The organism is Rhodococcus sp. IEGM 27, assembly GCF_033142305.1.
Lineage (GTDB): Bacteria > Actinomycetota > Actinomycetes > Mycobacteriales > Mycobacteriaceae > Rhodococcus_F > Rhodococcus_F oxybenzonivorans.
Genome location: NZ_JAWLSG010000001.1, coordinates 1 through 14,904 on the forward strand (window position 1 = coordinate 1; position 14,904 = coordinate 14,904).

The window sequence follows — 14,904 nt, forward strand, 5'->3', positions numbered from 1 at the left end:
GGTCATTGTCTTGCCTTCTCGCCAAGCTAACTCGGCGTGTCGGCCAGAGCCAGTTCAACCGTTATCCCGACAGTCCCCGCGGCAGTGCCGATCGCTGCGGCGGCACCGACTGTGCCTGCGGAAATGGCCTCACCCGGGGCGACACCACTGCGGATATCCATATACATCCCTACCGGGGCGGCAGCAGCCGGTGCGATTTTGCCGATCCGTGCCGCATTCTCTAATACCGTCAGGCTCTTGTTTGTGAGTGCGGGGTTGCCATCTATCAACCCCGCTATTGCGAATGCCTCCGCTTGTGTAATTCCGAACTTGGTATTGGGGTCATCGTTGAGGTCACCGGGTGTGGTCGCCTCCGGTGGTGTGGGGAGGAGGCCGTCGGTGTCGGGGGTTGGTGGTGGGGTTGTTCCCACGCCCGGAACCGCGGTGGGGTCGGGCGTGGGAACACCTGTGTGGGCCGGTGACCGTGTGTCGGGGGTCGGGTCACCGGCCGAACCCGAACCGGTCCGAGAGCCTGGTTCGGGAATCTGGGGGCCCGCAGAAGGTGCTTGCGGGCCGGAAATAGTGGCGGAAGAGGTTGGTTCGGACGCGGCGGGGATCAGCGGCCCGCCCGTGCCGGTGGGGATCACCAGTGGTCCGGTGACCGCGCCCCCGGTGATACCGCCACCGCCCGGGTTGAGCGCCCAGGTGTCAGGTTCGCTGTCGGTACCGGCGGGGCGGTGGTTTCCGGACCCGGGTCGAAACACGGATACCCCGGAAACGGTTCCCCACCAGGGTGGGTGCCCTCCCATAGTGCCTGCGCTGCAGCGGTTTCGCGGGCGCAGCGCTCCGCCGGGGTCTCGGCGTGCGCGGACGGCCCGAACATCAGGGCCATCGCGATTACCGCACCGATCAGCAACCCCGACAACACCGCCGCCACCCGCAGACGACCCCGATCCACGTCCGCCGCGGCGTGGGACTGGTGGCGGGATGCGCCGTGGCGGGGTCCCGTCACCGTCGATCCCCCGGCCCTGCGGGCACGACCACCCGCGCCGGCACCGGCCCGTCGCCGGAGTCCTGTCCGCTGCGGTCGCGGGCAGTATTCCCCGGGGCGTCCGGGTGGTTCCGGGCGGGAATGATCGCCGCGACGAGTGTGTCGGCACCGGACCAGAACAACCGGCCCGCGATCGAGAGCACCAGGAAATAACCGAGGTACACCCAGATGGTGCCGTACCGGTCCGCCCACTCCCCGAGGTGGTCGAGGTTCGCGAACACCACGACCAGCAACACCAACCCCGCAGCAAGGGCGAGCGCAGCTTTCACCGCCCCCGCGCCCACCCGCGAACTACTGTTTCGGGCTATTGGTGGATGCCCGGCCTGAGTGCTCACAGCACTGTCCCCCTGCGGAAATGGTACTTCGGAAACGGTCACCACGTGTCCTGTGCGCGGCGTCGAATGCTTTCAATTCTTTCGCTACGACAGGATATTTCGCCGTTACGGCCCTCCCACGGACTCATCCGGATCGGTGCATCCAGGTTCAAGAGACCGCGCACGACGTGATGGCTGTTTGGCACGACATCTTGGCACAACAGTTCGACGGCAGGGAAGCTCAACGTCTAAACCAAATTTCCGATGCCTTTTCGAGCTCGCGGATGCCTCGAGCGCAGCGGCGACCCATGTTTTGCTGATGCTTGCGACGGGTTCTACAGCGCGCTGACGTCTAGGCGAGTTCCGGTGAGCAGTTGAATCCGGTGCAACGCATATCAGAACACCGCATCCTCGATGTCCATGATCTCGCCGTCGAGGTCGCCGAGGACGACCCTGGTTGCCGCGAGTCCGGGCAAGATGGTGCGTGTAAAGTATTGTGCTACAGCGACTTTACCGCGGTAGAAGTCTCCGTCGGTGCCGGTGACCTCGGCATCGAGCTTGGCGAGGGCGATCTGGGCTTGGCTCAAGAGCTGCCAGCCGACGAGGAGGTCGCCGACGGCGAGCAGGTACCGGACCGATCCGAGGCCGACCTTGTAGAGTTCGGTTGGTTCTTCTCCGGCTGCGAGCAGGTGGGTGGTCAGTGCTGCGGTCATCATCTCGATGTCGCCGAGCGCCGTTTCCAGCAGTTGGCGCTCGTTCTTCAAGCGCTCGGATCCGTCCTGGGCCGTGAGGAACTCGCGGATCTGGCCGACGACATGCGACAGGGCTTCGCCGCGATCGCGCGCGATCTTGCGGAAGAAGAAGTCCTGCGCCTGGATCGCGGTGGTGCCTTCGTAGAGGGAGTCGATCTTGGCGTCGCGGATGTACTGCTCCAGCGGGTAGTCCTGGAGGTAGCCGGAGCCGCCGAGGGTCTGGAGCGACTCGGTGAGGTACTGGTAGGCCCGCTCGGAGCCGACGCCTTTGACGATCGGCAGGAGCAGATCGTTGACACGCGACGCGAGCCCTGGGTCGGCGCCCGAAACATGCTGTGCGACGACGGCATCGTGGTGAGCGGCAGTGTACATGTACACCGCGCGCAGCCCTTCGGCGTAGGCCTTCTGCATCATCAGGCTGTGACGCACGTCGGGGTGGCGAATGATCGGAACACGCGGAGCGGTCTTGTCGGCCAACTGCGTCATATCGGCACCTTGGACGCGCTGCTTGGCGTAGTCGAGTGCGTTGAGGTATCCGGTGGACAGCGTCGAGATAGCCTTGGTGCCGACCATCATTCGGGCGATCTCGATGATGTCGAACATCTGCGCGATGCCGTCGTGACGTTCGCCGACGAGCCAGCCCTTGGCGGGCCGGTCGTGGCCGCCGAAGGTGAGTTCGCAGGTGGCCGAGCCCTTGAGACCCATCTTGTGTTCGAGACCGGTGGCGTAGACACCGTTGCGTTCGCCCAGTTCGCCGGTCTCGAAGTCGAAGAGGAACTTCGGCACGGCGAACAGGCTGAGCCCCTTGGTGCCGGGGCCAGCACCCTCGGGTCGCGCGAGCACGAGATGGACGATGTTGTCGAAGAGGTCACCGGATTCGCCCGAGGTGATGAATCGCTTGACGCCTTCGATCTGCCATGAGCCGTCAGGCTGTGCGATGGCCTTGGTGCGCCCGGCGCCGACGTCCGAGCCGGCATCGGGTTCGGTGAGCACCATCGATGATCCCCAGTCGCGCTCCACCCAGATCTGGGCCCATCGTTTCTGTTCCTCGGTGGCGTGGCGGAAGAAGACGTCGCCGAAGCAGGCGCCCATGGCGTACATGTGGGCGGCGGGGTTGGCGCCGATAAGCATCTCGATCAGCGCCCACACGACGGGGCGGGGCATCGGGGTCCCGCCGAGTTCCTCGGCGATACCGACCTTGTCCCAGCCTGCTCCGTAGCCGGCGCGGTAGGCGGCTTTGAGGCCTTCGGGCAGGTGCACGGTGTGCGTGGAAGGGTCGAATGTCGGTGGGTTGCGGTCGATCTCCGCGAACGACTCGGCGACCGGACCTTCGGCGATGTGGCGCAGTTCGGCGAGCATGGTGCGCACGACGTCGGAGTCCAGATCGCCGTAGGCGTCGGTGTCCAGGATGTCGCCGAGACGCAGGGCTTCGAATAGGTTGAATTCCAGGTCTCTGACGTTGCTCTTGTAGTGGCCCATGATGGTCCTTTCGGGGATGAGTGTCAGGCTTGCCCGTTGGCGGAAACGGCGGGAACGAGTTGAAGGTGAGGTTGTTTCGCGGTGCTACCGTCGCCGGAGGAGATGCCGCGCAGCCGTCGTCCGATCCACGGTGCGAGGTGTTCGATCGTCCATTTGGCTTCACTGAACGGGGTTAGGCGCGTAGGGATCCCGCTGGAGGTAGGTGCCAGTCGGTTCCGTCGGGGAGCCCGAGCAGGTGCGCGGCACCGCTGGCCAGTCGCTGATGGCCCAGCTCGTTGAGGTGTAGACGGTCCGGGGACCAGGCACGCAGGTCCTCGAACACCGAACCTGCAGGGACGGTGAGTGCCAGCACGCCACGGATCTCGGCGATTCGGTCGATTCCCGCGTTCAGAGCGCGTACGCGCCCGCCGAGTAGGCGTCCCGGTATAGACAGGCCCGCGAGGTTGGGCACCTTGACCACGATGGTGGTCGTGGCGACGGCGGACAGCTCGGCGGCGATCCGGTCGAGTACGTCGAGTACCTCCAAGACGTCACCGGAGGGCCGGAGCGCGTCGTTGCCGCCGGCGGTGACGGTGACGAGGTCGGGACGCAGTGCGCGTGCGGCGCCCACTTGTTCGGTGAGTACCTCGGGGGCGAGTTTTCCGCGGACCGCGAGATTCGCGTATGCGACCGCGTCGTAGTGGGCGGCAAGGACGGCGGCCAGGCGATCCGCCCAGCCTCGGGGACGGCCGTCGGGCCATTGGAGGTCGCCCAGACCCTCGGACTGGCTGTCCCCGAGGGCGACGTAGGTGAAGGTCATGAGCCGGCGGCGATCGTGGATTGGAGTCGGGAGGCCAGCACGTCGGCGGTTCGGCGGCACCATGCGGCGTTCTCACGTTCGAAGCTGATGCCGCGCAGGCCGGTGAGGTAGGGCCCGATACGAGGACTGTCGGCGAGGAAGTCGTCTTCGGTCTGAGCACCTCGAAGGAGCGCGAGCAGCCCTTCGAAGTGGTTGGCTTTCGCTTCGGCGTGGGATGCGCGTTCGGTAAGGTCCTCGATGAGCGCCGACAGATCGCCGACTTCGGCGGCGTGCACTTTGACGAGCAGGTCGTCCCGAATGAACGTGGGCTTAGACGCGACATCGATGAAGTGGCGCAACGCCTCTCGGCCGGAATCGGTGATCGTGAACACGCGCTTGGTGGGCCGTTTTTCCTGCACGACCGCGTGTCCGGAGATGAGGCCGCCCTCTTCGAGCCGGGTCAGCTCCGCGTAGAGCTGTTGGGGTGAGGCGTACCAGTAGTTGGCCACCGACAGGTCGAAGATCTTGGTGAGTTGGTAGCCGGAGGCGCTCTCGTCGATCAACGCGGCCAGTACTGCATGGCGAAGTGCCATCGATTCACCGTCCCTAGCTCTCGAAGTTGATGAACGATCCGGCTGATCGTCCGTGCGGGGCGACTGGCTGCTCGGCGTTAGTCGCTCGGGTGTTTCGCGCGAAACGCCCGCTGTAACTACGGCCAAGCTTGAGGTAAGAGGCACCAGCTTGTCAAGGCATGAATATTCAAATTGATGACTAGTCTTGTCCGGGGGCAGTAGGGGGCATGGTTGCGCCGTGGGCCGGTGGCCGAAAGGCCCGGAGGGCTCACATTGCGGGCTGGTCCGGGTGGCCGTTCATGGTTCGTTAGCGCAACGAGGAAAGGAAAACCTGACATGAAGTTGATTTCAACTCGTCGTACCTTCATCTCCGGCGCCGCAGCCGCAGTGTGCGCCACCGGCCTGTTGGGTTCTGCGGTACGTGAGAATTGGCATCCCAGCACCCTGTCTTCGACAAACCAGTGGCCTGTGTGACCGCGAATCGGACCGATGAGGGGGCGAAGAGACCTATCGTCGATATCGGAACCCCGGCAGTCCGAATCCGATCCCTGCTTAGTAAGTGTTTGGAAATGGTCACGATGCGCGGGTCGATTGCCATGGGCGGCGTCCCGGTGTCGGCGCGAGTCGTGTCATGAGCCCGATCATGGCCCACTTGATGAACTCCTCCGAGTGCGCGGGGAGGCGCTCATAGTCGTGGTCGAGGCGACGACAGCGCACCCCCACGACAGCGTCCGTTCGATCACCCAGCGGTGCGGTAGTACAGCAAACCCACTCTGCTCTTTGGGTTTCCGAACGATATCCAGTGCGATGCGGCAGTGCGTGTCGATCCAGGCGACCAGCTTGCCGGCGTAGCCGCCGTCGGCCCACACCATTACCATCGACGGCATCACGGTCTTTGCCCGCGCCAGCACCCGGCGTCCGCCGTCACGGTCCTGCACACTCCCCGCCGTCACCAACACCACCACGAGTAGGCCGAGGGTGTCGGTCACCAAGTGCCTTTTGCGCCCATTGACTCGTTTCGCTTCGGGGCCGAAATCGAACAGCTTTCCAAACACTTACTCAGAGGCAGACGCTATGTCAGTAGTTGTGAACACCGATAGAGATCCGCGTCCGGATTCATCGGCGGACAGACCCGATGGGACGGACGCAGGTCAGGAAATTCGAGGGCCGGTGCCGGGGATGGGCACGGTCATGGCCCGAGGTGCTCAGAGCGAGGTGACTGCCCGCAGCACGGTGGCCGCCGCCCTTACGTAGGCCGGCGCGACGGCGACCGTGCGGGCCTGGGCCGGGTTGACGCGTCCGGTCAGTGCTCCGCCGACCTTGACTCCGACGAGCAGGGCGGCGGCCGCGGTCAGCCCGAGCCTCGGATCGATGTGGACGCCTCCACCGGAGGCGAGTTTGGTGGCCAGGGACAGGCTGGCAACGGTGACGAAGAACGGTTGCAGGGTCGCGGCGAAGGCGTGTTGCGGCCACTGGGTGGCGAGCGCGTAGATCGTCACCCGGGGTGCGGCGACCCCGGCGGTGGTGTTCATCAACCCGGACACGAAACCTGCAGCCACCACCGGGGTTCGGCGATCGTCGTGGTTGCGCAGGCGCCGACGTGCCAGCACGGTGGCGGTGAGCCCGACGAGGACGCTGACCCCGAAGACGAGGGCCAGCCACGACGCCGGGACCGCAGCGACCAGCACGGCGCCGGGCAGGACGCCGAGGATCGCCGCCGCGGTCAGCATCCGGTATCGGCGCCAGTCCACGTCGCGGCGCACGACACCGAAGATCAGCGCTGCCGAACAAATGCTGCAGATGTTGACCAGCAGCACCCCCGTCGCGGGGCCGAGGAGCAGCGTGAGCAGCGGGGCGGAGACGAGCGCGAGACCGGTACCGCTGAGCCGCTGCAGGACGGCACCGACCATCACCGCCGCCGCGACCGCCGCCCCGGGCAGGAGCACGGTATCGATCAACTGGTGCGCTCTCCGACGCCGATCTCCATCAGGTCTTCGCCGACGATCAGGTCGCCGGAGAAGCCGGCGGCCGCGGCCTGCCACCGTTCGGTCGGGTTGTTTCCCGGCGCGAGATGCGAGAGGACCAGTGTTTTCACCCCCGCCTCCTCGGCGACCGGACCGACCTGCTCGATTGTGGTGTGCGAGTGCAGGAGGTGTTCGATGAACCCTTCTTCTTCCGGGCTGTACGGCGGTTCGCCGTAGAGCGCTTTGACCCAGTGGGCATCGATCACCTCGTGGACGAGGATGTCGGCACCTGTGGCCATGGTGATCAGGTTGGGTGTGGGTGCGGTGTCGCCGGAGAAGACGATGGATCCGTCGTCGGTGTCGAAGCGGAACGCGAATGCGGGATAGACGGCGCCGTGATCGACGAGGGTCGCGGTCACCCGGACGCGGTCGTCCTCCATGACCAGGAACGGGTCCATGACCGGGAACTGGTTGTCGTTGGCCCGGGCCGCGGCGGCGGCGGGAATCTGAATGTCGTGGGTGCGAATGAGCTTGTCGAGACCGGGTTTACCGGAGTCGCGGAGCCGGTCGTTGATGTCGGTGGCGAATACCTGGGTGAGGTAGTTGGTCATGTCCACCGTGCCCGGTGTCGGGTTCTCGGGGTTGACCACCGGGGCGTCGGTGTTGCCGGAGATCGGGGACAGCGCACCCCGGTCGCCGGGTCCGTAGACCTCGACCGGTGCCGATCCGGGAAGTCCCTGGTACCAGCCGGAGAGCACGATGTTGAAGTAGTCCATGGTGTGGTCGGAGTGCAGGTGCGTCAGGAAGACGCTGCGCAGGCCTTCGTAGCCGTGGAAGTCGCCTTCCTTGCCGAGGTTGGCCAGCCGAAGTTGGTGTGCGACGCCCATTCCACAGTCGACCAGGTAGATCGCGCCGTCCACGACGACAGCGGTGGCGATGCCGTGGCGGGTCTGGTCGCCGCCGTTGTGGCGGGCGATCCAGGTCATCGGGCCACCGGCGGTGCCGAGCAGGACCAGGCGGGTGCGGTGCGCGCGTGCGTTGTCGACGTAAGCAAAGGTTCCGGCGGTCGCCGCGGAGGTGGTGGTGGTGTCGGCCGAGGAGCAACCGGCCAGAGCAGTCTCGGTCCCGAGTGCCATGACACCGGCGAGCAGTCCGCGGCGGGAGAGCGAATGTTGGTGAGCCTCGTGGATGAGGTTGCACATCGAAATAGTCCTTCGCTGAAGTTCGGCACGACAGGCATCGGCAGGGGCGCGCAGCGCGGCATTGCCGGAGCGGCCGTGGAAGTGGGCGTCGACGCGGGTGCGGACACCGGAGCCGCAGGTGCGCCTATCGGGGTTCGCATGGGTAATTCAGGAAGCGAGCGGTGTGGACCGAGCGGTGGTGGGGTTCTTCGTTCCGGCGCGTTCGCGTTCGGTCATTCCGCCCCACACCCCGTGCGGTTCGGGGTGCCCAGGACATGGGCGAGGCAGTGCGCCTCCACCGGGCAGTCGCCGCAGATCTTCTTTGCGTCGTTCTCTCGGCGGATCCGCTGTCCGGCGGGTTCGTCGTCGGGGGCGAAGAAGGTGGCCGAACCAGTGGAGCGGCATCGGGCGTGGAGTTGCCAGTCCCAGAATTCGGTGACGGCGATGAGCTTGGCTTGCTGCCGCGAGAGCAGAGTCGACGGCATGGTGGTTTTCCTCGGGGCCTGGTGACAGTCCGCCGCCGGGCACACGGATATCGGCGGACGTGGTTGTCCGTGGCCGGCCGGTGACGGTGGGTGCGCCACGCTCCCCACCCTCACCGGCGGTGACGGTCAGCAGTTCCTACGCGGGGATGGGGGTGCCGCGGTGGGTTTCGCTGAGTTCGGCCGGGCGCGCGGACTGTCCGGAGCCCGGATCCTTGTGGAAGGCACCGTTCTTCATGATGCCGACGATCTTGGACTGGTCCTGCAGGATGGTGATGTCTTCGAGCGGGTCACCGTCGATGAGGATCATGTCCGCGTAGAACCCGGCCTTGACCTGACCGAGGTCGTCGGGCATGCGCATGATCTGCCCGCCGAGGGCGGTGGCCGCGAGCAGGGTGTCCTTCGGGGAGAACTCGAGCAGTTCGACGAAGTGCTGCAAGTCGCGGGCGTAGGTGCCGTGCGGGGTCCACGCGAACCCGTAGTCCCCGCCGGGCAGCACCCGGATGCCGCGTTCCTTCATCTTCTTCAGATTGTCGATCGCACAGTCGAGTTCGTGCTGGTATCCGGCAGCTTCGGCGGCCTCGGGGGGATACCCGAACGCTTCGGCGTCGTGCAGGGTGGCGACCAGCCAGTTCAGCCCGGGTGCGACGAAGATGCGGTCCTTCTGCTCTTCGAGCATGTCCAAACCCTCCTCGTCGGTGAAGGAGGCGTGGTAGATGATGTCGACGCCGTTGCGCAGCGACATCTTCACGCTCTCCCCGGACCTGGCGTGTGAGCACACCCGCAGTCCGCGGCGGTGCGCCTCGGTGACCGCGGCGAGGGTTTCCTCGTCCGAGAAGTAGTTGTCCTCGGCGTGCTGGTTGCCGGTGATCTCCTCGCCGGACATGCTCAGCTTCACCAGATCCGCGCCCAGGTCGACGTTGCGCCGGACAGCCTTGCGCATCTCCTCGGGACCGTCGGCGAAGGCGGTGATGCCCTTGACCAGTGCGCCGCCGGTGACCGCGATTTCCTGACAGTTCGCCAGGTAGCGGGGTCCGGGGATCTGGCCGGCGTTGATGGCGTTGCGGATGACCACATCGAGTCGCGGCTTGGCGGCGGCGGCACCGACGCACATGGTGTAGCCGGAATCGATGTAGGTCTGCGCGGACCGGGCACACAGCAGTGTGTGTTCCTCGACGCCCATCGTCCCGAGACCGGGCAGGTCGGCGGAGTTGACCCAGGAGAAGTGGGTGTGAGCATCGCACAGACCCGACATCAGGAACTTGCCCTGGCCGTCGATGACTCTCGCGCCTTCGCGAGGCAGATCTCCGGTGCCCTTGCGGACCTCGGCAATGCGTTCGCCTTCGACCAGCACTTCACCCTCGTACGGGTCGGAGCCGGTGGAGTCGAAGATCCGGACGTTGGTGAAAAGGATGGACTGATCGGGGGTGTTGGCTGACGTCATTGTCGCCACTCCTTTCTTCGGAGAAGCTCAGGGCTTGGTCAGGAATTCCTGAAGCCGGTTGGTGACAGCACTGGGGTCTTCGAGGGAGTGCCAGTGGCCCACCCCGTCGAGCACGTGCTTCTGGGCGTTGGGGTAGAGCGCGAGCAGTTCGTCGTTGACCGCGACCGGGCTGACCTTGTCCTCGTCGCCGGTGAGCAGCAGAACGGGGACGTCGATCTTGGCGAAGTCGGGTTCGGCCGCGGCGGCGAGGGCCTCGCAGGCGCTCGCGTAGCCCTCCGGGTTCTGGCCGAGCAGCAGTTCGCGGACCAGGGCCACCGTTGACGGGCGGCTGCTGTGCGTTTTTTCCGACAGCGCCGCTGCGACGATGGTGTCGGCGACGGCGGACATGCCGCCTTCACGGATGGTGCGGGCGCGGGCGCGGGTGGCGGTCTTGGCGGCCTCCGGCTGGGCGCGGACCGCGCCGAGGAGCGCGACCTTGCTCACGCGCTGCGGGTACTTGGCGGCGAACGTGTTCGCGACCAGGGTGCCCATCGAGTGCGCGACCAGGGCGGTCTGCTCGATGCCCTCGGCGTCGAGCAGTTCGCGCAACTCCTCGACCCACTTGTCGATGCTCGCGGGACCGGCGAACGGGGAGCGACCGTGACCGGAGAGGTCGTAGCGCAGCACTGTGTGTGTTTCGGCGAGGGTCGCGACCTGCGGCTCGTACACGGTGGTCGCACCGCCGAGGCCGTGGATCAGCACGACCGCGGGGCCGCTGCCGGTCTTCTCTACGAACAGCTCGCTGGTCCCGGCCGGGGTGAGGCGGTCCACAGCGGCCGGAATGCCGATGCTGTTGCGCAGCTCGCCGAGGCCGGGGGCGGAGACGATCACCTCGTCGCCCTCGACCAGGTATTTCGGCGGGTCGAAGCCGATACCGACGCCGACCGGGGTGCCGGTGGCGATCACGTCGCCGGGTTCGAGAGTGATGCCGGCCGAGAGCGTCTCGATGATGGTGGGCACGTCGAAGATGAGCTGGGCGGTGTTGGTGTCCTGCCGCAGTTCGCCGTTGACGCGGGTCTGCAGCTGCAGGTCGTTGATGTCGATCTCGTCCGCGGTGACGGCCCAGGGACCGAGCGGGCAGAACGTGTCGAGGGACTTTCCGATGAACCACTGCTTGTGGTCGCGCTGCAGGTCGCGGGCGGTGACGTCGTTGATGAGGGTGTAGCCCCACACGTAGTCCATCGCGTCGTCGCGGCTGACCTTGGAGGCGCGCTTGCCGATGATGATGCCGATTTCACCCTCGTAGTCCAGCGCGGAGGTGATGTCGGTGTGCGGGTCGACCGGGTCGCCGGAAGCGATGACCGTGGCGGCGGGTTTGGTGAAGACCACCGGGTACTGCGGCATGTGCTGTCCGTCCGCGGAGCCGGTCGCGTCGAACCCGCTCTTGGCGAATTCGGCGGCGTGCTCGGAGTAGTTCCGCCCGACGCAGAACACGTTGCGGTGCGGGGTGATGGGGGCGAGCAGCTTGCCGCCCTCGGCGGGGGTGCTGGTGCTCAGCCGGCCGAGTGCGGCCCGGCCGCCGGTGATGATCTCCTGCAGCTCGCGCACCTGGGCGCCGGTGTCACCGAACTGCACGGGCAGTGCAGCTCCGTTCGCGTCCACAGCGCAGACGACCGCGCCGTTCTTACCTTGAATCCGCGCGAAGCGCATGAGACCTCCTGTGAAACCAATGTGAACCAAACCGGGTTGCGGTTCGTATTGGTTACGATAGGTCGAGTGCGGTGTGATCGTCAACACTTGATTATCCGCAGTGCCGACGGGAAAGCTGGTTCATAACCCACTATGATTGGTTCGAATTGGTTCGTCGAGAGGAGTTGTTGTGACCCTGGCTGTGGGACCTACGGCTGCCGCTCTGCGGCACATCGAAGCCGTCGTCGCCGAGCGGCAGTTGGGCCCGGGTGACAAGCTGCCGACCGAGCGGGAACTCGCCGCGGAGGCAGGTGTCAGCCGTGCCGTGGTCCGGTCTGTACTCGAAGACCTCGAAAATCGGGGAACCGTGGTGCGACAGGTGGGCCGGGGCACGTTCCTCGCCCCGAGCGAATCCGCGGCCGAAGAGACGGCGAACCATCCCAGCCCCAGCGAAATCATGAGCTCGCGGCTCATCCTCGAACCGGAACTGCTCCCACTCGCCGTGGCCGCAGCAACCCGTGACGACATCGAGGAAATGCGGCGCTGCCTGCGCGGCGGCGACGGCGCCCGATCCTCGGAAGAGTTCGAACGGTGGGACACCGCGCTGCACCACAGCTTCGCGCTCGCCACCCACAACATCGTCCTGATCGGCGTCAGCCAACTCCTCATCGACAGCCGGCAACAACCGATCTGGGGTGGGCTGAAGAAGCGCACCTTCAACCCCGAACTCCATCGCGAATACTGCGGCGAGCACACCGACATCGTCGAAGCCATCGCGGACCGTGACCCGGACAGCGCCCGCACCGCGATGCGCGTGCACCTGAGGCACGTCCGCACAACCCTGTTGGGCGACAACGCCTGACCGAACCACCCACAGCACTCACCCGCGTCGACCGCTCACTGGCGTCCGATCGGGGTGCCCGGGGTCACGGTGACGGTCTCGACGGGCCCGCCAGCAGATGTCTGGTACGCCATGAGGGTGTGTTCTCCGGGCGCGGTGGAGGTCCAGAGCGAAAACGCGTGGCCGAGGATGACCGGTGAGTTGTAGTACGGATCTATGGTGTCCCAGATCAGTTCCTGGGGGAAGAACGTCGAGGCACGGTTGTAGTCCACGATCGACACGCTTCGCTCTATCGGAGTGGAGGTTCTGGCCACCACGAGATACGTGCAGCCGGACCCGTAGGAAGCGGGGCCGTTGCTCAATCCCGGGAGCACTGTGACATCGGTGACGTCGGCCAAGGCCGTCGGTGCGGACCACATCGAAGCAGCACTACAGAGGGCCACCACCGACAAGGTGCGCCGGGCAATTCGGGAGAGGCACATCCCGGGAGGTCGGCGTTCGAGGCGCATCCGTTACATGCCATCTCGATGCTAGTGCGCCACCATGATTTTCGATTGCCGATAGCGGAGACAACGTCCGAAATTGAGACATCCCTGTTTGTCTGGCTAGCCTCGATCTTTGTCGGATGACGGATTGTCGTGTCGGATGACAATGCAGTTGAGACATTGACGGGCGATGTGAGACTCGGTGACACGAATCTGGGAGGACGCGGCTGCTGGCCTGTTGTGAGACCCGGGCCTCGGCCCCATCTTAGGTGTCACCCGAACACGGCGAACCGGTGAGGAACCTGTCTTCGTCTCAGTTCATCTGTCACTCGTAGACACTTCGGTGCGCTCGCCGGCGCAGGTTACCGACTTCCAGATAAGTGTCATTCGATCTCACGCGCGTTGCCATCCAACAAGCGAGGCGTCTAGCTCAGGCGGCGCTCATGGTCTCTCGATCGGTGACATGTTGGTCAGTGCGTCGGGTCGCTGACTATGTGGACCGGGGGAGGTGTCCATTCGCCGTGCAGGGCAGAGTTCTTGGGTTGGTACATCCGCAGCGCGATGAAAAATGGGCCTGCTGGGCATGGAAGCCATTCGCCCACGGCTGGTCTTTCGTTGCTGATAGTTATGGTCATCGGGTATGCGGCGGCGTCTTCTTCTCGGCCTGAAGTGCCGACTGAATGTTTGCCGGCTGGTGCGGCGTACAGCCATCCGTTCAGGTCGTAGAGAGTGATACTCCAGAAGGCTTTGGCGGGCGGCGGATCTGTGAGGTGTATCTGATAGCTGTGGTCGGAGCCATTCAACTGGTCGCGGTTTCGGTCGTAATATGTGTTGTACGAGCAGTTTTCATCAACTACGTTTGCTCCAAGGCCAACAAAGTTCATGACCGCGCGTGCAAGGAAATTGTCGCCATGTGTCCCTTTGTCTAGGACACGTGTCCATCCGCTTCCGATCGGTTCGCCGAGTTGGGGTCGCGATCGCGCGAGTAAACTCATGGCGTCGGAAAAGCCCCGGGCTGCGCCGCGGGCGGCTGCGGCATCGAGCTCGCGAAGTCCGCTGCTAGATATGTCGGGGTTGCTGATTCCTAGGATCCGAAATTGCTGGACGTGGCTTTGGTCGGTTCGCGGGTGACCGTTGATGCGAAGCGAAGTGTCCAGGGCGGACAGGAAGCTCTGCCACGACGTTTCCACTTCCTCTTGGTGGATTATCGGCCAGGACCGATTTGCGGTTACCGCATGATCTGTGCTGATCGTGACTTCATCTTGAAGCTTGTGTACGACGGGGAGGTCGCCCGTGCCGAAGACCTGGATCCTCATCAACACCCACATCAGCGGTGTGGCTACGCGGAAAACCTCGACATCGGCCGGCGTCGGGCCCTGCCAATCTGTGGTCATGACCGCGAATCGCTGCGGCGCGTCAGGGTAGGTGCGACTGCTGATATTGCTGACATTGCTATACGCATCGAGAAGCTGAAGTGTGTAGTAGCGCTCTCCAAAACTGGGCAGATCGATGAAGACGGGCCCGTCGGCGAGGTCCAGCCACCCGTTCGAGTAGAGGGTGTCGACGTTGGGCACGCGAAATGCCTTGTAAGTCGAGTCCGCGATCTGCCGGTCATGGGCGAAAGTATTGAGGCGCCAGGGCTCTGCCGGTGTCTTCGGTGCTGAGGTCGAGCACATGCTCGCGTACTGGTAGACGCTTGGCAGGCCGTAGATCACGGCCTGCATCATCGCGGTACGACTCAGATTCTCATGATCATCGCCGTCGTGGGGAACGATGTCCGCTCGCGCAGATGCTGATAGTTGCGTTGCCTCGGTCGGGTCGTAGCTAGATCGAGCAAAGGCCATGAGCCTGGTTACTCCTTGCCTAATGAGTGATTGACATCACTCTGTTCACGTAGCATGGTAAACCTACCTG

The 14,904-nt window shown here is 64.9% G+C and carries 15 protein-coding genes; 1 reads left to right on the top strand and 14 read right to left on the bottom strand.

Going from position 1 to position 14,904, the window contains the following annotated elements:
• Window positions 1-26 precede the first annotated feature (26 nt).
• From R4P95_RS00005 to R4P95_RS00060, 12 genes are all read right to left on the bottom strand, one after another.
• A complete protein-coding gene (locus R4P95_RS00005; protein WP_317746855.1) occupies window positions 27-410 on the bottom strand; it encodes a hypothetical protein in 384 nt (127 codons plus the stop codon).
• Between the two features lie 212 nt (window positions 411-622).
• The gene (locus R4P95_RS00010; RefSeq protein ID WP_317746854.1) at window positions 623-991 is read right to left on the bottom strand and encodes a hypothetical protein; all 369 of its coding nucleotides are present in this window, start codon (window positions 989-991) and stop codon (window positions 623-625) included.
• On the bottom strand, window positions 988-1,365 hold the full coding sequence (locus R4P95_RS00015; protein WP_317746853.1) for a hypothetical protein: 378 nt from the start codon (window positions 1,363-1,365) through the stop codon (window positions 988-990). The genes R4P95_RS00010 and R4P95_RS00015 overlap by 4 nt, the downstream gene beginning before the upstream one ends.
• Window positions 1,366-1,739: 374 nt before the next feature.
• On the bottom strand, window positions 1,740-3,575 hold the full coding sequence (locus R4P95_RS00020) for an acyl-CoA dehydrogenase (protein ID WP_317746852.1): 1,836 nt from the start codon (window positions 3,573-3,575) through the stop codon (window positions 1,740-1,742).
• Between the two features lie 172 nt (window positions 3,576-3,747).
• Window positions 3,748-4,374: an SGNH/GDSL hydrolase family protein gene (locus tag R4P95_RS00025; RefSeq protein WP_317746851.1), complete on the bottom strand. Its 627-nt coding sequence runs from the start codon at window positions 4,372-4,374 to the stop codon at window positions 3,748-3,750.
• Entirely contained in the window at window positions 4,371-4,946 is a 576-nt protein-coding gene (locus R4P95_RS00030; RefSeq protein ID WP_317746850.1) for a PadR family transcriptional regulator, read from the bottom strand. Before R4P95_RS00030 ends, R4P95_RS00025 begins: the two co-directional genes overlap by 4 nt.
• 620 nt (window positions 4,947-5,566) lie before the next feature.
• Window positions 5,567-5,980: a transposase gene (locus tag R4P95_RS00035; RefSeq protein ID WP_317746849.1), complete on the bottom strand. Its 414-nt coding sequence runs from the start codon at window positions 5,978-5,980 to the stop codon at window positions 5,567-5,569.
• Between the two features lie 150 nt (window positions 5,981-6,130).
• Entirely contained in the window at window positions 6,131-6,883 is a 753-nt protein-coding gene (locus R4P95_RS00040; protein WP_317756773.1) for a sulfite exporter TauE/SafE family protein, read from the bottom strand.
• Window positions 6,880-8,091, bottom strand: coding sequence for an MBL fold metallo-hydrolase (locus R4P95_RS00045; protein WP_317746847.1), 1,212 nt, complete (start codon window positions 8,089-8,091; stop codon window positions 6,880-6,882). Before R4P95_RS00045 ends, R4P95_RS00040 begins: the two co-directional genes overlap by 4 nt.
• A 212-nt stretch (window positions 8,092-8,303) precedes the next feature.
• Complete coding sequence (locus R4P95_RS00050; RefSeq protein ID WP_317746846.1) at window positions 8,304-8,555, bottom strand: WhiB family transcriptional regulator; 252 nt, start codon at window positions 8,553-8,555, stop codon at window positions 8,304-8,306.
• A gap of 136 nt (window positions 8,556-8,691) precedes the next feature.
• Window positions 8,692-9,996, bottom strand: coding sequence for an amidohydrolase family protein (locus R4P95_RS00055; protein WP_317746845.1), 1,305 nt, complete (start codon window positions 9,994-9,996; stop codon window positions 8,692-8,694).
• Window positions 9,997-10,023: 27 nt separating this feature from the next.
• Window positions 10,024-11,685: an alpha/beta fold hydrolase gene (locus R4P95_RS00060; RefSeq protein WP_317746844.1), complete on the bottom strand. Its 1,662-nt coding sequence runs from the start codon at window positions 11,683-11,685 to the stop codon at window positions 10,024-10,026.
• Between the two features lie 169 nt (window positions 11,686-11,854).
• Between R4P95_RS00060 and R4P95_RS00065 the strand changes: the two genes are divergently transcribed.
• Entirely contained in the window at window positions 11,855-12,526 is a 672-nt protein-coding gene (locus tag R4P95_RS00065) for a FadR/GntR family transcriptional regulator (protein WP_317746843.1), read from the top strand.
• Window positions 12,527-12,561: 35 nt separating this feature from the next.
• On the opposite strand, the gene R4P95_RS00070 is transcribed toward R4P95_RS00065, so the two are convergent.
• Together R4P95_RS00070 and R4P95_RS00075 are read right to left on the bottom strand one after the other, a co-directional pair.
• The gene (locus R4P95_RS00070) at window positions 12,562-12,924 is read right to left on the bottom strand and encodes a hypothetical protein (protein WP_317753890.1); all 363 of its coding nucleotides are present in this window, start codon (window positions 12,922-12,924) and stop codon (window positions 12,562-12,564) included.
• Between the two features lie 536 nt (window positions 12,925-13,460).
• Window positions 13,461-14,834, bottom strand: a complete 1,374-nt coding sequence (locus R4P95_RS00075) for a DUF1254 domain-containing protein (RefSeq protein WP_317746841.1) — start codon at window positions 14,832-14,834, stop codon at window positions 13,461-13,463.
• Between the last annotated feature and the right edge of the window lie 70 nt (window positions 14,835-14,904).